Consider the following 20116-nt stretch of genomic DNA (forward strand, 5'->3'; position numbering starts at 1 on the left):
CGCTATTTTGGTGATTTCCTTTGTTCTTTCATTATATATAGGTCGAATACTTTGATCCCATAGAATAGAACGAATTTTCTCTCTTGAAGTTTTATACGTCCTGATGTATATTTATTCGTATTAAATAAATGGAAATTGGGATTTGAGGGGGAGAGCCAATGCCAGCCGTAGCGGTAAGCAGAAGAGCAACACTTGAGGATGTAGAGCAATTATACTTACTGATTGATGATTATGCACGCAAAGGAATTATGCTGCCGCGCTCCCGTAAAGTGCTGGAACGGCTGATCAATGATTTTGTAGTAACCGAGGTGGATGGAGCAGTCGTTGGCTGTGGATCGCTCTGTAAGTTAGGTGACGAGCTGGTGGAGATTCGCTCGCTCGGCATCGCCGAAGGTTATAAGGGCCAGGGGCTTGGATCGATGCTTGTCAAGCAATTGGTAGAAGAGGCGAGAGTGCAGGGTATACCGAAGGTAATGGCGCTGACTTACGAGGTTTCCTTCTTTCTGAAGAACGGCTTCAACGTTGTAGAGAAAGAGATCTTTCCAGAGAAAGTATGGACGGATTGCGTGAATTGTTCCAAGCAGCATGCTTGTGATGAAATAGCAGTGCTCAAGATACTGGACTGACTTGACAATCGTCAGGTTGGTTTGGTATTTTTGTAATAGGGTTTAGCACTCGACTCCATCGAGTGCTAACGACCTGATCAAAATCTTGGATCTAGGAGGGATTTCCATGTTGACGGAACGCCAGAGAATGATTTTGAATGCTATAGTAGATGACTATATTCGCTCGGCGGAACCAGTGGGGTCCCGAAGCATCTCCAAGCGTGGCGATGTCGGGTACAGTCCCGCTACGATCCGTAACGAGATGGCAGATCTTGAGGAGCTTGGTTTTCTTGAGCAGCCGCATACCTCGGCCGGACGCATTCCGTCTCATAAGGGGTATCGGTATTATGTGGACCACTTGTCCCCATTAAATTTGCTTGCTCCTGAAGAACTGGCTACAATGAAAATGTTCTTTGCGGAGAAACTAAATGCACTTGAACAGGTTGTCCAGCATGCCGGAACGATCCTTTCGCATATGACGAATTACACTTCCATCCTGCTTGGGCCGGAAGTTTTTCATACGTCATTGCGGCATTTCCAATTGCTCCCGCTGTCCGATAATTCAGCGGTGGCGATTATTGTGACGAGCACCGGACAGGTGGAGAACAAGACGGTTACAATCCCAGCCGGCGTCTCGGTAGCGGAGATGGAGAAGGTCGTCAATTTGCTGAATCACAAATTGGCGGGAGTTCCAATCTATAAGTTGAAATCCGCTCTGTACAATGAGCTTGGCCAGGAAATGCAGCGTTATGTGACGCATTTTGAAGAGTTGACGAAGGTGCTCGATGAAGCCTTCGACAATGGACAGGACGGCCAACGCCTCTTCCTTAGCGGAGCTACGAACATGCTGACACAACCGGAGTTCCGGGATGTTGATAAAATCAAAGGCATCCTTGATCTGTTCGAGGAGACACCGACATTAATGAAGATGTTGGCCTCTGCTTCTGCAGGTACAGGAATTCAAGTGCGCATCGGTTCCGAGATTAATCATGATGCCTTTGTCAATTGCAGTTTGATTACTGCAACCTATGCGATCGAAGGCGAATCTGTTGGAACAATTGGTATTTTGGGACCCACCCGGATGGATTACGCTCGGGTGATACCGATTTTGGATATATTGTCCAAGAATTTGACCCAGTTCTTTACCAAGAAGCATGACAAGTAACTATTAGCGATTGAAAGTCAAGGAGGTGACATCTTGAAGGAACAACAGCCTGTTCAAGATACAATCAATCAAGAGGAAGAATTGAATCATGGCGTGGATGTGAATCAAGGTCAAAGTCATGAGGCGGAGGAGCAGATGGCTCCAGAGGCCGAAGCGGCGTCGACCAATGCCGCGGATGATAAAGCAAACGACGAGCTTGATAAATTTCGGGCTGAACTGGAAGAGCACCAACAGCGGCTCTTGCGCGTTCAGGCTGATTATGATAATTTCCGCCGCCGTACGGTGAAGGAGAAGGAAGATCTGGCGAAATATGCTTCAGCCAAGCTGATCTCCGAGCTTCTTCCTGTGATCGATAACTTCGAGAGAGCTTTGGGAACGGTAAGTGACAATGAAGAAGTTGTCGCTTATTCCAAAGGTGTTGAGATGATTATCCGCCAATTTGAGAACGTACTCCAGGCCGAAGGCTTGAAAAAGATGGAGGCTGTCGGAGAGGCGTTCAATCCTGATTTCCATCAGGCCATCATGCAGGTGGAATCGGATGAATACGAAGAAGGCATCGTCGTTGAGGAAGTTCAGAGCGGATATTTGCTCAAGGATAAAGTGCTGCGTCCTGCTATGGTTAAGGTTAGCGGCTAAGCCCATCGACAACGCATTCTGGCGGCTAGAATTGGGCTGCTAAATTTGAAAATCTGTATCTACGATATGAACTATTTAAGGAGGATATCCACATGAGTAAAGTTATTGGTATTGACCTTGGTACAACAAACTCCTGCGTAGCAGTTATGGAAGGCGGCGAAGCCGTTGTTATTCCTAACCCTGAAGGCGCACGTACAACCCCTTCCGTAGTAGGCTTCAAGAAAGATGGCGAACGGATCGTCGGCGAGACTGCAAAACGTCAAGCCATCACAAATCCAGATCGTACGATCAATTCGATTAAAAGACATATGGGTTCGAACCATAAAGAAACCATTGACAGCAAGGACTACACTCCACAAGAAATCTCGGCTATCATCCTACAGAAGCTGAAATCCGATGCTGAGGCTTATCTTGGACAACCGGTAACCCAAGCGGTTATCACGGTCCCTGCATATTTTAACGATAGCCAGCGTCAAGCGACTAAGGATGCCGGTAAAATTGCGGGTCTTGAAGTGCTTCGTATCGTCAACGAGCCTACAGCAGCTGCGCTTGCTTATGGTATGGAAAAAGCAGAAGATCATACGATCCTCGTCTATGACCTGGGCGGCGGTACGTTCGACGTATCCATCCTTGAGCTTGGCGACGGCTTCTTCGAAGTTAAAGCAACGAGCGGTGACAACAACCTGGGCGGCGATGACTTTGACCAAGCAATCATCGACTATCTGGTTGCTGAATTCAAGAAAGATCAAGGCATCGACTTGAGCAAGGACAAAGCGGCGGTACAACGTTTGAAAGATGCTGCTGAGAAAGCGAAGAAGGAATTGTCCGGCGTACTTACGACGACAATCTCCCTGCCGTTCATCACTGTTCTTGATGGCGTGCCTCAACACTTGGAGTTAAACCTGACTCGTGCTAAGTTCGAAGAATTGACTGAAGATCTCGTTGAACGTACGATGGGCCCAACTCGTCGTGCGCTTAGTGATGCAGGCTTGACCCCTGCAGATCTCGACAAGGTTGTTCTTGTCGGTGGATCGACTCGTATTCCTGCAGTACAGGAAGCAATCAAGAAAGTAACTGGTAAAGAGCCTCATAAAGGCGTTAACCCGGACGAAGTAGTTGCCCTCGGTGCTGCGGTGCAAGCTGGCGTATTGACTGGTGACGTGAAGGACGTCGTATTACTCGACGTTACTCCACTCTCCCTTGGTATTGAGACAGCTGGCGGCGTATTTACGAAAATGATCGAGCGTAATACGACGATCCCAACCAGTAAATCACAAGTATACTCTACTTATGCAGATAACCAGCCGAGCGTAGAAATTCACGTTCTGCAAGGGGAACGCGAGATGGCAGCCGGCAACAAGACGCTGGGACGCTTCATGCTGGGCGACATTCCTCTCGCTCCACGCGGTGTTCCGCAAATCGAAGTTACCTTCGACATCGATGCCAACGGTATCGTTAATGTATCCGCAACGGATAAAGGAACGGGCAAGAGCCAGATGATTACGATCACTTCTTCCAGCGGCTTGAATGATGAAGAAATCGATCGTATGATGAAAGATGCCGAGCTGAATGCGGAAGAAGATAAGAAACGCAAAGAGCTGGTTGAAGCGAAGAATGCGGCTGACCAATTGATCTACAGCGTCGACAAGACCATTAAAGAGCTTGGCGATAAGGTAGATGCTGGAGAGAAAGAAAAAGCGGACGCTGCTAAAGAAGAACTGAAGAAAGCAGTTGAAAGCGACGATGTAGATACTATCAAAGCTGCTACTGAGAAACTGACAGAAATCGTTCAACAACTGTCTGTGAAGCTGTATGAGCAAGCACAAGCGCAAGCGGGTGCCGATGCTGATGCGGGGCAAGCTGGCGGTGCGAAGAAGGATAATGTCGTAGATGCAGACTATGAAGTCGTGGACGACGATAAGCAATAAGAATTATGCCTGCTCATAGGTCAATTTGGACATGAAATAGGCTTTGGTGAATGGGAAGGTCAAAGTGTCGGGCATTTGACGCGCTTTGACTTTCCTTTTGCCGGATTAAGGGAATGATTTCTTTCGGCACGCCAATCAAGCGATAACGGGGGTGGAAGGATGGCTGAGAAGCGAGATTATTATGAAGTGCTTGGTGTGACCAAGAACGCCAATGAGGATGAGATCAAGAAAGCATATCGTAAGCTGGCGCGCCAATATCATCCGGACGTGAACAAGGCGAGCGATGCGGAAGATAAGTTTAAAGAGGTCAAAGAAGCTTATGACATTCTGAGTGATAGCGGCAAACGGGCGCGTTATGACCAATACGGACATGTCGATCCGAACCAGGGAATGGGCGGAGGCTTCCAAGGTGGCGACTTCGGCGGCTTTGGTGATATCTTCGATATGTTCTTCGGCGGCGGTGGTCGCCGTGACCCGAACGCGCCACAGCGCGGGAATGATCTACAGTATAATCTGACGATTGAGTTTAAGGAAGCCGTCTTCGGCAAGGAGATGGATATAACGATTCCTAGAACGGAGAGCTGTGACACTTGCTTCGGCTCCGGGGCGAAACCGGGCACTAAGCCAGAGACTTGCTCCGTGTGTCATGGTAGCGGTCAGCAGGAAGTTGTGCAGAATACGCCGTTTGGACGTATGGTCAATCGTCGTGCATGTAGCAACTGCGGCGGCAAGGGCAAGATCATTAAGGAGAAATGCTCAACCTGTGGCGGCAACGGTCAAGTGAAGAAGCAGCGTAAGCTCCATATCCGTATCCCTGCAGGGGTGGATGATGGTGCGCAAATGCGTATGGCCGGTGAAGGAGAAGGCGGACTTCGCGGAGGCCCTTCCGGAGATTTGTATATTATCATTAATGTGAAAACGCATGATTTCTTCGAGCGCGAAGGCGACGATATCTATTGTGAAGTACCGCTTACTTTTGCTCAGGCAGCACTCGGTGATGAGATCGAGATCCCGACGTTGAGCGAGAAAGTGAAGCTGAAGATACCTGCCGGCACGCAAACAGGGACCTTCTTCCGTCTTAAAGGCAAGGGTGTTCCTAGATTGCGTGGAGTCGGCCAGGGCGATCAGCATGTTAAAGTGGTGGTCATCACTCCAAGCAAACTGAACGAGGAACAGAAGGAGTTGCTGCGTCAATTCGCATCGCTTAGCGGGGAGCAGACGCACGAGAATGAGCAGTCCTTTTTTGATCGCATGAAGAAGGCATTTCGTGGAGACTGATCTTTTCATTTAAAAGTACAAGAGGACTTTCCGGCAGACCATTTTTGAATGGCTGTAGGAGAGTCCTTTTTCTTATCATGTATCCAAATAAAGACAAACAAAAAAGCACTAAGATCGTCTTAGTGCTTTTTGTATTTAGCCTCAATAGGTAGATTCCTGGATCATCGCTGTAATCTCTTCATCCAGGTCTAGCTTAATATCATCACGGAAAGCGCGAATCCCATATTCACGATATACGTATTGCATGATCGCTTCAATAATATTCAACTCGACGATATATCGGCTGCGGCCGTCCACCCAAATTTCCCCGGTATATCCGTATTCCTCATCCCAGCTGAGTTCGACTTGAACGTCGGTGGGACGGACGCCGGTTCTTTCGGCGGTATGGAGGCAAATGGCATTGATAATTTCATCCATGCTGAGAACCATGTAATTAGTACCTTCCTCCACGATCGTAATCATTTGGTCCGCCAGGGTGTTGAGGCTTCTTCCTGAAGCGCTGGAACAAGGAGACCACAATCATAATAATGAAGTAGATAGCCAGAAGGTTAACCGCCATACCCAGCATGTTGCCGAGGAAGCCCATATTGCCGAATACGCCGCCAAATAGCATTCCGGCGAGGCCGCCAACCATAAGGCCTTTCATGAAGCTGCCGCCACTGAAAAATCCGCGATTGCTGTTCATGCCGTTTGTAGTGCCGGACATTTTATTATTGGTCGTCGTGTCTGACTTCTTATAGTTATTGGTTGTTGTCTTTTTCGGTGTTGGTGAGTAAGTTCTTGGTCCTGATTTGAAGCCGCCACCGCGTCTTGCATCGACTGAGTCAGGACTAGTGAAGGCAATTAGCAATGTAAATGCCATCACGATCATCATCATTTTCTTCAACATGGTTAGTAGATACCCTCCTGTAAACTAGATATTAATGTAATACGTAAGACATGGACATGGGTTTCAAATTTTAATTAATATTTGCATAAAAAAGATACGCGAAATACATGATAAAACTTCAAGGAAACTGCATTTCTTTGCAGGATTCCTGATTTGCCGGATCAGCCGGAAGGAGAGGCAGGTAATGGTATGGGTGAGAAAAATATTTTGGCCTATTTCAAGAATCCTGAAGAGGCAGAGGGCGTTGCCCGCAAATTGAATGCTTTAAGGGCGCTTGATGTATCGGTCGATCGGTTCAGCCGCTACTCGGAACAGAACTCTGGTCTGTTTCAATCCTTAGCGGACCGTACGGGGGTGCCGGCGATGATGCATGGCTCTGATCTGGCCAACTCCAGTGGGGTGTTATACGCCGCTGATCCCTCCAATAGTGGGATGAGCCACGGCCGGCAGGGAGGTCCTACGGGCCATGATATTCTGCTTACGGCCGTTGTGGATGAGAGCATGCACCATCAGGCGCTTCGTATTGTAGAGGAAGCCGGAGGTTTGATCTAACGCAAGATGAGGGATATAACTAAGCATGATCAAAAAAGCCACATAAGAAATCACGAGAAGGAGAGATTGAATTTGAATCACTCGCAATCGGGTCACAATCATAGGAAGAGCCCTGCTGTAGCAGGAGCCGATAGCCGTTATGAAGATGTAGAATTCTCCGAAGATCATGCCGATCAGGAAGATTGGGAAGCGTTGGAGCGGAGTGAACGGGCGGACGCTCGTATGCAGCATCGTAAGAAATTGAATCCATAACGTTCATAGAACACTGACCGAAAAGCCGCGTATGCGGCTTTTTTGTCAACTTGCCACATTCTATAGTACAATAAATCTTATGCATGAATGCGAAGGAGGAAATCATACGATGATCTGGAAAGAACTTACTATACATACTACTGAGGAAGCTGTGGAAATGGTCTCTAATTTTCTGCACGAAGCCGGGGCCGGCGGTGTGACGATTGAGGAGCACGTTGACAACAGCAAGCCTAGAGATACATCGCTTGGGCAATGGTTCGAGATTCCACCGAATGATATCCCCGAAGGTGAAGCGAAGATTAGTGGATACTTTGCACAGGGCTCTGATATGGACGAGGTTATAGAGCAAGTGAAGGAACGTACGGAAGAGCTTCGTGTTTTTAATATTGATCCAGGCAAGGCCGAAATTACAGTCAGAGATGTACATGAGGATGATTGGGCGAATAACTGGAAGCAGTATTTCAAGCCGCTGCGCGTGTCGGAGAAGCTGACGATAAAACCAACCTGGGAAGATTATGAGCCACAATCTGTAGATGAAAAGATTATTGAACTTGATCCAGGAATGGCCTTTGGAACAGGCACACATCCAACCACTTCACTGTGCTTGCGTACCTTGGAAGGAGTTATCCAGGAAGGGGACGAGGTTATTGATGTTGGAACAGGTTCTGGTATTTTGGCGATCGGTGCTTGCCAGTTAGGGGCTTCCCGAGTGCTAGCATTAGACCTTGATCCCATTGCAGTAACAAGTGCGATGGAGAATGCTAAGCTGAATCAGCTTGAGGATCGCATTCAAGTCGTCGAGAGTGATCTGCTCTCTGTTTTGAAGCAGGGAGAACGGTTCAAGCTGGACGTTAAGCTTCCGATCCGTGTTGTGGTTGCGAATATTTTGGCAGAGATTATACTGCTCTTCATTGAGGACGTATACGAAGCTCTGCAGCCTGGTGGCTATTATATTGCATCGGGAATTTACAAGAACAAAGAGCAAATAGTACAGGAGGCGCTCGTAACAGCTGGATTCGACATTGAGAAAACGGCGCGGGAAGAAGACTGGGTCGCATTTGTCGCGAGAAAGAGGTAGATTTATGGATTTTTTGAATCAGATTTTACGTGTCCCGCTAGACCAGCTTCCTTTTTTTCTCATCACTTTATTAATTGCGTTTACGGTACATGAATTTTCACATGCTTATTTTGCTAATAAATTCGGTGATCCTACGGCAAAATTGCTGGGTAGAGTCACCTTGAATCCTGCGGTGCATTTCGACCTGTTGGGGATTATTTTACTCCTGATCGCTGGATTCGGCTGGGCAAGACCGGTTCCTGTCAATCGGGACAATTTCAGCAAGCCTCGTACGATGGGGGTTGTCGTCTCGATCGCTGGCCCGCTTAGCAATTTGCTGCTCGGGATTCTCGGTGCCTTTATTTACGTGGTGCTGCTTCGATTCGGGGTTATCCCTCATCTGTTAATGGACGGGAACAGTAAAATTTCGATCGCCCTTCATACTTTCTTCGGAATGTTCATCTACATGAACTTCTTCCTGTTCTTGTTCAATCTGATTCCATTGCCTCCGCTGGATGGATATCGTATCCTGGAGGATATCGTGCCACGCCGGATGCTTGGCAAGCTGCAGCAGTTTGAAAGTTGGTCTATTATTATCTTTTTAATTATACTTGTTGTGCCTTTCATGCAGCGTTACACGATCGCACCTCTCTATAATTTGGCGTATTCGTGGTCGGGGAATATTATATCTTTCTTCAATATGCTCTTCTATAGGTAATAGAGGTAGATTAAAAAGTCCACTTCTGACCGCGAAGTCATGTATGAAGTGGATTCGATATCGAACTAATCGTGCGCTGGAGGGCTTTCAAATAGACTGGAAAGCTTGTATCAAAAGTTGTATGATGGACAATGGTAATTTGAAGAGGTTTATGACCACGCATATTAAGCTGAGGAATGATAAGGAATGCAGCGTTATTTTATTGAGTCTGAGCAGTTCGGAGAGCAGCAGGTCGTTATTACTGGCGACGATGCCCGGCACATCGGGAAGGTAATGCGCTCCAAGCCTGGGGACGAATTCATCGTTAGCGATGGAGTATCTCGGGAAGCGCTAGTTAAGATCGTCTCGATTGAACCTGGCGAGGTTGAAGCTGAGATCGTTAGCCAGCTTGAACCTACTGGAGAGCCTTGGCTTCAAGTAACAATTGCTCAGAGTTTACCGAAGGGTGACAAGATGGAGACCGTGATTCAGAAATGCACCGAGATTGGTGCGGCGGCTTTTCTGCCGTTTATTTCGGAGCGCACGGTGGTCCAATATGATATGAAAAAGGAAGAGAAGCGTACTCAGCGCTGGCGCAAAATCGCGAAGGAGGCCGCAGAACAGGCCCATCGCAGTAAAATTCCTGCCGTTGTGGCACCTGTTTCCTGGCGGGAATTAATCGCTGCTTTCGCAGATTTTGACCTGGTATGCTTGTGTTACGAGCAAGAGAATGGTCAGGGGCTGCGCGATGCACTGCGGCCTTTTGTTGCGGGGCTTGAGACAGAAAAAACTTATAGAATAGCAGTTGTAGTCGGGCCAGAAGGTGGCTTCTCGGAGGCTGAGGTGACGGCGGCTGTTGAAGCAGGCGCAGTATCCATCGGCCTTGGACGGCGCATACTGCGGACGGAGACGGCGGCGATGGCCGCCCTGACTTGCATCATGTATGAATCTGGAGAAATGGGAGGAGCTTGAGAATGCCATCCGTTGCATTTTATACCTTGGGTTGCAAAGTGAACTTTTACGATACAGAAGCGATCTGGCAAATGTTCAAAAATGAGGGTTACGAGCAAGTTGATTTTGAACAGACTGCGGACGTGTATCTTATTAATACTTGTACTGTTACCAATACGGGTGACAAGAAGAGCAGACAGATTATTCGGCGTGCCGTACGGCGCAATCCGAACGCGATCATCGCGGTCACCGGATGTTATGCCCAAACTTCTCCTGCGGAGATCATGGATATTCCTGGCGTCGATCTTGTGATCGGTAATCAGGACCGGGAAAAGATTATCCCTTATGTGAACCAGATCAGAGCACAGAGGGAACCCATCAATGCAGTACGCAATATTATGAAGACCCGCGAATTTGAGGAGCTTGATGTTCCGAGCTTCGCCGACCATACCCGGGCTTTTCTGAAAATCCAGGAGGGCTGTAACAATTTCTGCACCTTCTGCATTATCCCTTGGGCGCGCGGGCTATCGCGCAGTCGTGATCCGCAGAGCGTTGTCAATCAGGCGCGTCAGCTCGTCGCAGCCGGATATAATGAGATCGTATTAACCGGGATTCATACTGGCGGATATGGCGATGATCTGGAAGACTACAAGCTGCCTGATTTGCTGTGGGATCTGGATAAGATCGAGAGTCTTGGTCGGATTCGCATTAGTTCAATCGAAGCGAGTCAGATTGATGACCGAATGCTGGAGGTCCTGGAAGGTTCCTCGAAAATGTGCCGTCATTTCCACATTCCAATTCAGGCTGGCAACGACGACGTATTGAAGCGGATGCGGCGCAAATATACAGTGGCAGAATTCGAACAGAAGATTAAGCGAATCCGCGAGTTTATGCCGGACGTAGCGATTACAACCGATGTTATCGTAGGTTTCCCTGGTGAGACAGAGGAAATGTACCGCGACGGTTACGAAACCTTGAAGCGTATCGGATTCTCGGAAATGCACGTATTCCCGTATTCCACTCGGACAGGTACACCGGCAGCGAAGATGGAAGATCAAGTTGATGAAGAGATCAAGCATGCCCGCGTACAGGAACTGATCGAATTGTCAGAGACAATGCAGTCAGCCTACGCCGAGAAATTCGTAGGTCAAGTTCTTGACGTCATTCCTGAACGGGATATGGAGGCTTTGGCTGTAGATGGCCATTTGACGGGGTTCGCCGATAATTATTTGAAAATCCGGTTCCCAGGTTCGCAGGATATGATCGGTAAGATATGCCGGGTTAAGTTAACCAAGGCGGATGCCAACACAAGCGAAGGCTTATTGGTACGTGTCCTGGACGATTCGGTTCAAGCTCTGGCTTAATTTGTGCTTGTTCCACTTATAGTACATGAAGACAAGGATTTCTCCCTGTTTGGGCAGGGAAGAAATCCTTGTTGTTAATTTAGAGAGGGATACAGTTAAATATTCTTCTGTGGAGATGGAGTGAAGGAGGTTCAGTGATGCCATATAAACAGATATCCGCTGGGGGCGTCGTGTACAGAATGAACGGCGGACATTTGCAAATTCAGCTTATTACCGACCGATACGGCAAGTTATCATTCGCCAAGGGCAAACGGGAAAGAGGCGAGGCCGTGGAGCAGACGGCACTCCGAGAAATTCGTGAAGAGACCGGCATCATTGGCCGGATCGATCGGTTAATCGATATTATCGCGTATACTTATTCCCACCCCACTTGTGGACCCGTGGACAAAGAGGTTCATTATTACTTGGTCGAGAGCAAGGGCGGCGAGCTTCGACCTCAGGTTGAAGAGATCCGAAGTGTCGCTTGGTATGATCCGCTGGATGCTTGGGAGAAGCAGCGGAGACAGGGCTACGATAACAATGATTTTATATTGGAAAAGGCATTGAAGTTGCTCGGTGTCACAGGGGTATAACGCAGCCATGCTATGTCTTATGATCAAGTCTACTCCATAGCGGTAAGTAACAAAATGGCAGGGCAAGCAGGGAACTGATTACATTGAACAGGGTTTGAGAATGGGCGATTTGAACGGCGGCATCGTTAGTTACCCAAGAGACCGCTGTTTGCAATAGAGACACGAAGGGCAGGAATAATAAAGCTCCAGCCAAGTTAAGGATAACGTGGGACAGGGCCACGAATTTACCTGACTTCGTGCCACCGATGGAAGCAATCAAGGCGGTCACACAGGTACCTACGTTCGAGCCAATCACCATGGCGATCCCTAATGGAACAGGCAGTGCGCCGCTGGAGACGAGTCCCATTGTCATGGCAATGGCTGCCGCACTGCTATGGATCAGAGCAGTTACCGCGGCCCCTGCGAGCGCGCCCCATAGCAGGCTGTCTCCGGCATGATCCAGCAGACGGTCGATAATACCGTAAGCCTCAAGCTGTGGGCCGATCGATTGCATCCAACGTATAGCGATCATAATCAAGCTGAAGCCTGCCAGCGCCAGTGATCCGTATTGCAGCGGGCGCAGGAAATGAAGCCTACGACTGGAGTATACGCCAGGACTGTATTCCTCGCCCATCACCGCAGCTGCCCATAGCAGCAGAGATAACGTCAGAAGAGGTAGCCCATAGCTGGAAATATCCAGAGCGATCAGCTCGGTGGTTAGGCATGTGCCGATATTACCGCCAAGGATGATGCCGAGCGTTCGGGCATAAGACAGCAGACCGGCGTTAACCAGCCCGATCGTCATTACGGTCATGGCTGTGCTGCTCTGGAGAACTGCGGTAATGAATGTGCTCGACAGGAGCCCGGCCCATGGCGTCTTCGTCGATGTGTGCAGCAGCTTGATCAGCCTTGGACCGGCCCAGGCATGGAGCGCCGCTTCCATCAGCTTCATTCCGAACAGGAAGAGGGCGAGTCCTAGGGTGACTGGGAGTATAAGATCATGTACCATCCGGCTTCCCCCTTTTAGAGGTAGTTCAAAAAGTTCGCTTTTGATCCCGAGGTATACCTAGGAGTTTACTCGACATCGAATCTTGAATTCAGCCGGGCCTAAGCAGATGCTTACGAAGTTATGTTTCCTCCGGAAACATCTTAGGTGCTCACGTACCCACTACGTACGCTGCGCTCCTCTGTCCCTAGCTTCATCCAACCTTCTCGGTGCTGAAAAACAAACTTTTTGAACATTAATTGAAAGGGTAGTTCGAAAAGTTCGCTTTTGATCACGATACAATAGGTGTACAAGTTACTTATATGCCGCCGTTGGGACATCCATGCCCTTAGGAAGAATACTGAGGGGCTGATTATAAGCAATAGTGAGTGCTAATCATAATGATTGAAATAAATGAAGGAGTGGACGCAATTGGCATCCGTTATATTACACAAAAGCCGTAAAAAGCGCTTGGAACAAGGACATCCTTGGGTGTACAAAAATGAAATTGAACTTGTGGAGGGTGAACCACAGCCGGGAAGTCTGGTGCAAATTTATGACCATCGCCGCAAGTTCCTCGCAACCGGATACTACAATCCAGCTTCACAAATTACGGTACGTGCGGTATCCTACCTGCCGTTGGAGAAGATGGATGTTGATTTCTTCATCACGCGATTCAGCGAATGCTTGAACCATAGAGAGAGATTTGTAGATGGAGATGCTTACCGACTTGTCTATGGTGAGGCGGACTTTCTACCGGGGCTGATCGTGGACCGCTTCGCCGATGTGCTCGTCGTGCAGCTGTTAACGCTTGGTATGGATCAGTGCCGGGAGGCGATCGTCGAGGCGCTTATGAAGGTACTCGGGCCGACAGCCATATACGAACGAAGCGATGTATCTGTACGGGAGATGGAAGGCCTTGAGCAGGTGAAGGGTCCGTTATATGGGGATGCGCCTCGTTACGTAACAATTCTGGAGAACGGCTTGAAGATTAAGGTGGATATCGAGCAAGGGCAAAAGACAGGGTATTTCTTTGATCAGCGTGAGAATCGGGCTTCGATTGAGCCGATTATGACTGGATGGGGTAGACGGAGCGGGATTGAACTGAAGGAAGTTGCCGAGCCTGGAGAAGAGCCTAAGCTCCTGCCGGTCAACTCCAACGGTAAGGTAGTAACCTTCCCGTATTGGGATGGCGCTACTGTACTGGAATGTTTCTCTCATACCGGAAGCTTTACGCTTCATGCATGCAAATATGGTGCCAAAAAAGTAACCTGTCTCGATATTTCCGAGCACGCGATTGAAAGCGCGAGAGTTAATGTGGAATTGAACGGATTTACGGACCGTGTTGAATTTGTCGTCGCTGACGCCTTTGATTACCTGCGTAGTCAGGCAAAGGGGATTGATGAACGGAGCCGCCGCGCATTGAAAGAAGGCAAAGTAGACACTTCCGTGCCAATGACGGAGGGAGGCGGAAGGACCTGGGATGTCGTTATTCTCGACCCTCCGGCATTTGCTAAGACGAGATCCGCAGTGAAGGGCGCTTGCCGCGGGTATAAAGAGATTAATCTACAGGGTCTGAAGCTGGTGAATGAAGGCGGCTATCTGGTTACGGCCAGCTGTTCTTACCATATGCGTCCTGATTTGTTCCTTCAGACGATCCAAGATGCTGCCTCTGATGCCGGCAAAATATTGCGTCTCGTAGAGTGGCGCGCTGCGGGTAAAGACCATCCGCAAATCCTTGGCGTTGATGAAGGGCACTATCTAAAATTTGCGATCTTCGAAGTTCGCAGCAAAACATTCTGAACCCTCTCTTGGATAAGCATATCGCTCCATCCGGGAAGTGGCCTATTAGCTCTAAATGAAAATCCGGAAGACTCGCGTGGCAGAGTCTCCCGGATTTTTATCGCTATTTGCGCATTTGTACTACTCTGACTTTCAAGTTGTCCAGATTGATCACAATGATTCCGATAATAATCGTGATTCCGCCGAACACCGATACAAGCGATATCGGCTCGCCATATAGAACAGCCCCAACACATAAAGCGATAAGCGGCGAAATATACAGCCAGGTCGACGGGAATACGGGATTTGTCTTGGCAATTAACCAATAGAAAATAGTATGTCCGGTCATTGAACCTAAGACGATTAAGTATAAGAGCGGTAAAATCGCATGTGGAGTGAATATCACCGTGGGATCTACCTTCTCCGTGAATAGAGATAGAATGAGCAGTAAAGCTCCTCCATATATCATTTGGGCTGCGTTCAGAGCGATTGGAGATTCGTCCCGGAATCGCTGCACGACACGACGCGAATAGACGGTGCCGGCCGAATAGAATACCTGGCCTAAGAGGACAGCCGCACATCCAAGCACCCATAGCTTGCTGAAGCTCATTGTAATGCCTGGCAGGAGCAGCAGCACAATGCCGACAGTGCCCAGAAGACAGCCTGCTACTGAACTTAAGGACAACCGCTGCCGTGTAAGGAACGTTTGTAGCAGCAGAATCATTAGTGGCGCGGTAGCCGACAAGATGGCCGCAATCCCTGAGCTCAAATACTGCTCGGCCCAGTATAGGGTTGCAAAGACGCCGAAAGTTAGTCCTGCCCCCGTCAATAACATCTCCTTGCGCAGCAGAAGGGAGAAGCTTGCCCTTCGTCTAGCTACCATGTATGAGAGTAGAATGCCGCCCGCGGCAAGAAAGCGAAGGCCTGCCGAGAAAAAGGGCGGTGCTCCAGCATCAATCCCCAGTTTAATGGCGAGAAAGGTCGTTCCAAAAATAAGACACATCAGCAAGTAGTTTATCAATACCATGTCTATTCCTCCTTAGTATTGTTTTATAATAAGATGGAGGCAATAGAACAGATGACATCGGATAGAACAGATCTGGCCGCTAACAGGTATCATAATAATCATCATGTGTAATAAGAGTATAGGAAGAAGGAGGGCAGCTTGTGGGAAAACATATTACTCCGAATGCAAACTCGGACAAACTGTTTGAGCAAATATATGACTTTCTATTAGAGCGGATCAAACGCGGGGAGTGGAAGGCGAATGAGAAGCTTCCCTCCGTTCGGGCACTGGCAACGGAATTTACAGTACATCGCCTGACTGTCTTCAAGGCTTATCAATTGTTAAAACAGAATAATATGGTGTATGTGAAGGATAAATCCGGATATTATGTCCAACCCGGCAATGAGCTGCCGCCCGGCGCGCAGCAGGACCCGATCATTTCAGCTTATGTATATGACAGTCACCTTTCTGAGATCCACCAGGTGCAGGCCTCCTATCAGTTCTCGAAAGCGTTGTTGGATCCAAATCTTCTGCCTAATCGCTACCTTTCTGACTATGTAAAAAGAGTGTTCGATCTGTATCCGAAGGTGTTGGGAACCTACTCGACTACTCAAGGAGATTTGGAGCTGCGTGAGGCGTTAAGCCATTATTTTACGGAGCGGTATCGTTGTGAGCTAAGCAGTCAGGATATTCTGATCACTTCCGGTTCACAGGAAGCCATTGATCTGCTCGCCAGAGTATTGGTCCGACCGCGAGACGTTGTACTACTGGAACGGCCAACCTACAGCCCAGCGATCGACGTATTTCAGAGGCAGGGAGCTGAGATTGTTCCAATTGAGATTACCCCTTACGGGTATTGTCTGGAGCAGGTAGAGGAACTCATGCAAAAATATAAACCGCGGCTATTTTATATGAATCCGACCTTTCAAAATCCGACGGGATACACCGTACCTGCGGAGCAGCGAAAGAGGCTGGTTGATATGGCGGCGGAACATCAATGCCTATTAATCGAGGATGATTCGAATCCGGATATTTATTTTGAAAAGGCTCCACCTGCGCCGTTCTTCACTTATGACACTGCCGGGTATGTCATCTATATCCGCAGCTTCAGTAAATATATTGCTCCGGGCCTGAGCATAGCGATGGTTGCCTGCCGACCGGGGATCATGAATTATTTGCTTAAGGCCAAATCATTGTCCGACAGTGGTACGCCGCTGCTGAATCAGAAAATCTTCCTGCACTACTTCTTCTCGGAACGAATGCAACAGCATTTAGAGAAGCTGCGGATAGCGCTTGCGATACGCAAGGAAATCATGGAGGAGGAGCTATCAGCCACCAGTTGGCAATGGAGCAGCCCGGCTGGCGGCTTTAACTTGTGGATCCAGCTGCCGGAATCAACCATCATGGATAGGCTGCTTGCAAGTTCTCGGGAGCAATCGATCACCTTTGTGCCAGGTTCGATTTGTGACCCACTGAGGGATATGAATACACGCATCCGCATGAGCTACTCCTACTTGAATGAGCAGCAATTACGGGAGGGGCTGAGGAGATTTATTAGCCTCTATAGCGAATTGTTTCCTTGAATACAACAACAGTCTTCAAGTAGCAAGGGGAGTCACTTATCATGGGGAATTCCACATTTTAGCAGATGAAGCCGGTTGAGCTCGCGAAGTGTACGAGAGCTAATTATCAGGATTCTCGATTCTCCCCTGACATGAGGTGCGGGAATCCCAAAATTTTCGTGATCGCACTTATCAAGCGGTCAAAAATGACCGTTAGAGCAAGGAGAAAACAACTTCGCTCGTCTAACGGTCATTTTTGACCATTAGACGCAAAGAATGTGGTTTCCCACGGCATTTCTCTCTTGTAATGGACATAATTGTCCGTTACAAGGGCAGAGTACCAAGGGAATGACGCTAACGGTCAATAATGTCCGAGTAATCAGGCCAAAACATGGGAATGCCAGTTTTTTGGACACACAAAAGGGGCGTCTCGAAGTCGGAAAATCAACTTTTGCGACAGCCCCTATATTATTTGCAGCGGACTCCATTATTCAATATGTTGGGTAGTACGAGTTCGGGCTAGACTGGACTCTCTGACGAAGAGACGTGGCTCAAACTGAACCCGCTCATACAGTCCGATTTTCTGTTCTTGGATGCGTTGCAGCAGCAGCTCAGTTGCCACCTTGGCCACTTCCGAGCCCATAATGGACACAGAACTCAGCTTGGGTGCAGTTATCGTGCATAATATATTGTTATCGATTCCTACAATAGCGATATCTTCAGGTACACGGATGCCCAGTTCCTTGAATCGATTCAGCAGTCCGATCGCGACCATGTCGTTACCGGCATAGATCGCATCCGGCATATGGGCCAGGTTCACAAAATGATCGGCAGCTCTTGATCCAGTCTGAAGCGAGAAATCCTCCCCGAAATAAACGAGCGAGGGATCCACATGATCAAGCGCATCCTCATACGCGAAAAATCTCTCCTCAATAATCTCCTTCTGCGCACCCGCGTAAGCAATTCTTGTTCTTCCAATGCTGATCAGATGCTCCATAGCCAGCTTACCCTCCTGGGTGGAGAGACTGACGATGTCCGCTTTTGTATCGGAATCTAACTTTTTACCGTAATTGATAATGGAAATGGGCAGCTTGGATTTGTTAATGAGATCCTTGAGCGTCTTAGGATAAGCCAGGGGCAAAATAATAAGCCCATCCACATGGAGCTTCTTAATATCACGCAGTACCTCCAGCTCTGATCTCACATTGCCTAAAGTATTGATTTGTACGACACGGTAGTCGAAATATTTGGCGGCTTGTTCGACCGAGTAGGCAATCTCCGGAATAAAAGCGTTACGAATATCAGGTACAGCCAGCGCAATCTGCTTCGTCTGGCGAAGCTTCAGATTCTGTGCATTCGAATTAGGAACAAAGCCGAGTTCCTCTACGGCTGCCAGTACCTTGGCTTTCGTCTTTGGGCTAATTCCGCCCATATTATTAATAGCTCTAGAGACAGTCGCGATTCCGACTCCAGCCTTCGCGGCCACGACCTCAATCGTAACTTTATTCTTCTCCAAATAGGATCCCCATCCTTACCATTTTCGAAATCATTTCCACAAATGTTAACCTAATAGCTACTAAATTATTATAACATACCCTTGTTATTGTGAATAATATCATAGCTAAAAATAACATATCCGTTGACACCCCGCTAGCAAAGTGCTAGAGTTTGTTAAGGAAACGTTTCCGAAAAAGATATATAAATTTCCGGATAATATGCTGAATTTTATTTTATTTTTAATACATCTAAGGGGATGGAATAGATGAAAGCACTAAGATGGCATGGTCAAAGAGACTTGCGCTTAGAAAATATTGAAGAACCGGCTGCTAAACCGGGTAAAGTGAAAATCAAGGTCGAATGGTGCGGTATTTGCGGCAGCGACCTACATGAATATACAGCAGGACCAATCTTTATTCCTGAAGGAACACCACATCCAATTACCGAAGAAAAGGCTCCTATCGTAATGGGACATGAATTTTCCGGACAAGTTGTTGAAGTCGGTGAAGGAGTAACGAAGTTTAAAGCTGGCGACCGTGTTACAGTTGAGCCAATTTATGCATGTGGTCATTGCGAGGCTTGTAAAGCCGGTTATTACAACCTGTGCTCCACCATGGGCTTCCTTGGCCTTGCAGGTGGCGGCGGAGGTTTCTCCGAATATGTAGCTGCAGACGAAGCAATGGTTCATAAAATTCCTGACAATATTTCCTATGAGCAAGGCGCTTTAGTAGAACCTTCTGCTGTTGCGCTTCATGCTGTCCGTCAGAGCAAACTTAAAGTCGGTGACAAAGCGGTTGTATTTGGCGCTGGCCCAATCGGCTTGCTCGTTATCGAAGCTCTGAAAGCTTCCGGCGCATCGGAGATCTATGCCGTTGAGCTTTCTCCTGAACGTAAGCAAAAAGCAACGGAGCTTGGTGCGATCGTCATCGATCCTAAAGAATATGATGTAGTTGAAGAGCTTCACCAACGCACTGATGGCGGTGTGGACGTTGCTTTCGAAGTTACAGGAGTTCCTCCAGTGTTCACTCAAGCGCTGAACTCGACAAGAATTGGCGGCGAATTGATGATCGTCAGCATCTTCGAGAAAGAAGCGGCACTCCATCCTAACAATGTAGTCATGAAGGAACGCAGTATCAAAGGCATCATCGGATACCGCAACGTGTTCCCAGCCGTAATCAGCTTGATGGGTCAAGGATACTTCTCGGCTGATAAACTCGTAACCAAACGGATCAAGCTCGATGATGTTATTGAGGAAGGCTTTGAAGCTCTTCTGAAAGAGAAGAATCAAGTGAAGATTCTCGTGAAAGCAGAATAAGAAATTAAAGTATCATTTCATATAAAAGATATATTGACGATGGT

The 20116-nt window shown here is 48.1% G+C and carries 20 protein-coding genes; 15 read left to right on the forward strand and 5 right to left on the reverse strand.

The window, feature by feature from the left end; genetic code table 11:
• The first annotated feature begins 158 nt into the window (after window positions 1-158).
• The 5 genes from EI981_RS08175 to dnaJ all read left to right on the forward strand — a co-directional run bounded on the left by EI981_RS08175 (window position 159) and on the right by dnaJ (window position 5612).
• On the forward strand, window positions 159-626 hold the full coding sequence (locus tag EI981_RS08175) for an N-acetyltransferase (RefSeq protein ID WP_126997095.1): 468 nt from the start codon (window positions 159-161) through the stop codon (window positions 624-626).
• A gap of 106 nt (window positions 627-732) precedes the next feature.
• Window positions 733-1770 (forward strand): heat-inducible transcriptional repressor HrcA, encoded by a 1038-nt coding sequence (gene hrcA, locus EI981_RS08180; RefSeq protein ID WP_126997097.1) that lies wholly within the window; start codon window positions 733-735, stop codon window positions 1768-1770.
• A 33-nt stretch (window positions 1771-1803) separates the two neighbouring features.
• Entirely contained in the window at window positions 1804-2406 is a 603-nt protein-coding gene (grpE, locus tag EI981_RS08185; protein WP_126997099.1) for a nucleotide exchange factor GrpE, read from the forward strand.
• Window positions 2407-2498: 92 nt separating this feature from the next.
• Complete coding sequence (gene dnaK, locus EI981_RS08190; RefSeq protein ID WP_126997101.1) at window positions 2499-4334, forward strand: molecular chaperone DnaK; 1836 nt, start codon at window positions 2499-2501, stop codon at window positions 4332-4334.
• A gap of 159 nt (window positions 4335-4493) precedes the next feature.
• Entirely contained in the window at window positions 4494-5612 is a 1119-nt protein-coding gene (gene dnaJ / locus EI981_RS08195) for a molecular chaperone DnaJ (protein WP_126997103.1), read from the forward strand.
• A gap of 141 nt (window positions 5613-5753) precedes the next feature.
• Here the strand turns inward: dnaJ and EI981_RS08200 are convergent, their stop codons facing one another.
• Window positions 5754-6041 carry a YxcD family protein gene (locus EI981_RS08200; RefSeq protein ID WP_127004479.1) on the reverse strand — a complete coding sequence of 96 codons (288 nt, stop codon included), beginning with the start codon at window positions 6039-6041 and terminating at the stop codon, window positions 5754-5756.
• A gap of 4 nt (window positions 6042-6045) precedes the next feature.
• Window positions 6046-6501 (reverse strand): hypothetical protein, encoded by a 456-nt coding sequence (locus EI981_RS08205; RefSeq protein WP_126997105.1) that lies wholly within the window; start codon window positions 6499-6501, stop codon window positions 6046-6048.
• A gap of 189 nt (window positions 6502-6690) precedes the next feature.
• Between EI981_RS08205 and EI981_RS08210 the strand changes: the two genes are divergently transcribed.
• The 7 genes from EI981_RS08210 (at window position 6691) to EI981_RS08240 (ending at window position 11946) form a co-directional block, all read left to right on the forward strand.
• Window positions 6691-7053, forward strand: coding sequence for a hypothetical protein (locus tag EI981_RS08210; RefSeq protein WP_127004481.1), 363 nt, complete (start codon window positions 6691-6693; stop codon window positions 7051-7053).
• Window positions 7054-7125: 72 nt separating this feature from the next.
• Window positions 7126-7305 carry a YfhD family protein gene (locus EI981_RS08215; protein ID WP_162616134.1) on the forward strand — a complete coding sequence of 60 codons (180 nt, stop codon included), beginning with the start codon at window positions 7126-7128 and terminating at the stop codon, window positions 7303-7305.
• A gap of 109 nt (window positions 7306-7414) precedes the next feature.
• Complete coding sequence (gene prmA / locus EI981_RS08220; protein ID WP_126997109.1) at window positions 7415-8383, forward strand: 50S ribosomal protein L11 methyltransferase; 969 nt, start codon at window positions 7415-7417, stop codon at window positions 8381-8383.
• 4 nt (window positions 8384-8387) lie between these two features.
• Window positions 8388-9080 (forward strand): site-2 protease family protein, encoded by a 693-nt coding sequence (locus tag EI981_RS08225; RefSeq protein WP_126997111.1) that lies wholly within the window; start codon window positions 8388-8390, stop codon window positions 9078-9080.
• Between the two features lie 186 nt (window positions 9081-9266).
• Window positions 9267-10031: a 16S rRNA (uracil(1498)-N(3))-methyltransferase gene (locus EI981_RS08230; protein WP_126997113.1), complete on the forward strand. Its 765-nt coding sequence runs from the start codon at window positions 9267-9269 to the stop codon at window positions 10029-10031.
• Between the two features lie 2 nt (window positions 10032-10033).
• A complete protein-coding gene (gene mtaB, locus EI981_RS08235; RefSeq protein WP_126997115.1) occupies window positions 10034-11374 on the forward strand; it encodes a tRNA (N(6)-L-threonylcarbamoyladenosine(37)-C(2))-methylthiotransferase MtaB in 1341 nt (446 codons plus the stop codon).
• A 137-nt stretch (window positions 11375-11511) separates the two neighbouring features.
• Window positions 11512-11946, forward strand: coding sequence for an NUDIX hydrolase (locus EI981_RS08240; protein WP_126997117.1), 435 nt, complete (start codon window positions 11512-11514; stop codon window positions 11944-11946).
• Window positions 11947-11956: 10 nt separating this feature from the next.
• On the opposite strand, the gene EI981_RS08245 is transcribed toward EI981_RS08240, so the two are convergent.
• Window positions 11957-12934, reverse strand: coding sequence for a Na/Pi cotransporter family protein (locus EI981_RS08245; protein ID WP_126997119.1), 978 nt, complete (start codon window positions 12932-12934; stop codon window positions 11957-11959).
• Window positions 12935-13342: 408 nt separating this feature from the next.
• On the opposite strand from EI981_RS08245, the gene EI981_RS08250 reads away from it, so the two are divergent.
• Complete coding sequence (locus EI981_RS08250; RefSeq protein WP_126997121.1) at window positions 13343-14713, forward strand: class I SAM-dependent rRNA methyltransferase; 1371 nt, start codon at window positions 13343-13345, stop codon at window positions 14711-14713.
• Window positions 14714-14816: 103 nt separating this feature from the next.
• Here the strand turns inward: EI981_RS08250 and EI981_RS08255 are convergent, their stop codons facing one another.
• Complete coding sequence (locus EI981_RS08255) at window positions 14817-15719, reverse strand: DMT family transporter (RefSeq protein ID WP_126997123.1); 903 nt, start codon at window positions 15717-15719, stop codon at window positions 14817-14819.
• 140 nt (window positions 15720-15859) lie between these two features.
• Between EI981_RS08255 and EI981_RS08260 the strand changes: the two genes are divergently transcribed.
• Window positions 15860-17281 carry an aminotransferase-like domain-containing protein gene (locus tag EI981_RS08260; RefSeq protein WP_126997125.1) on the forward strand — a complete coding sequence of 474 codons (1422 nt, stop codon included), beginning with the start codon at window positions 15860-15862 and terminating at the stop codon, window positions 17279-17281.
• Between the two features lie 466 nt (window positions 17282-17747).
• On the opposite strand, the gene EI981_RS08265 is transcribed toward EI981_RS08260, so the two are convergent.
• Window positions 17748-18776 carry a LacI family DNA-binding transcriptional regulator gene (locus EI981_RS08265; RefSeq protein WP_126997127.1) on the reverse strand — a complete coding sequence of 343 codons (1029 nt, stop codon included), beginning with the start codon at window positions 18774-18776 and terminating at the stop codon, window positions 17748-17750.
• 246 nt (window positions 18777-19022) lie between these two features.
• Between EI981_RS08265 and EI981_RS08270 the strand changes: the two genes are divergently transcribed.
• A complete protein-coding gene (locus EI981_RS08270; RefSeq protein WP_126997129.1) occupies window positions 19023-20072 on the forward strand; it encodes a 2,3-butanediol dehydrogenase in 1050 nt (349 codons plus the stop codon).
• The last annotated feature ends 44 nt before the right edge of the window (window positions 20073-20116 follow it).

The sequence above is a fragment of the Paenibacillus lutimineralis genome, assembly GCF_003991425.1.
Classification (GTDB): Bacteria; Bacillota; Bacilli; order Paenibacillales; family Paenibacillaceae; genus Fontibacillus; species Fontibacillus lutimineralis.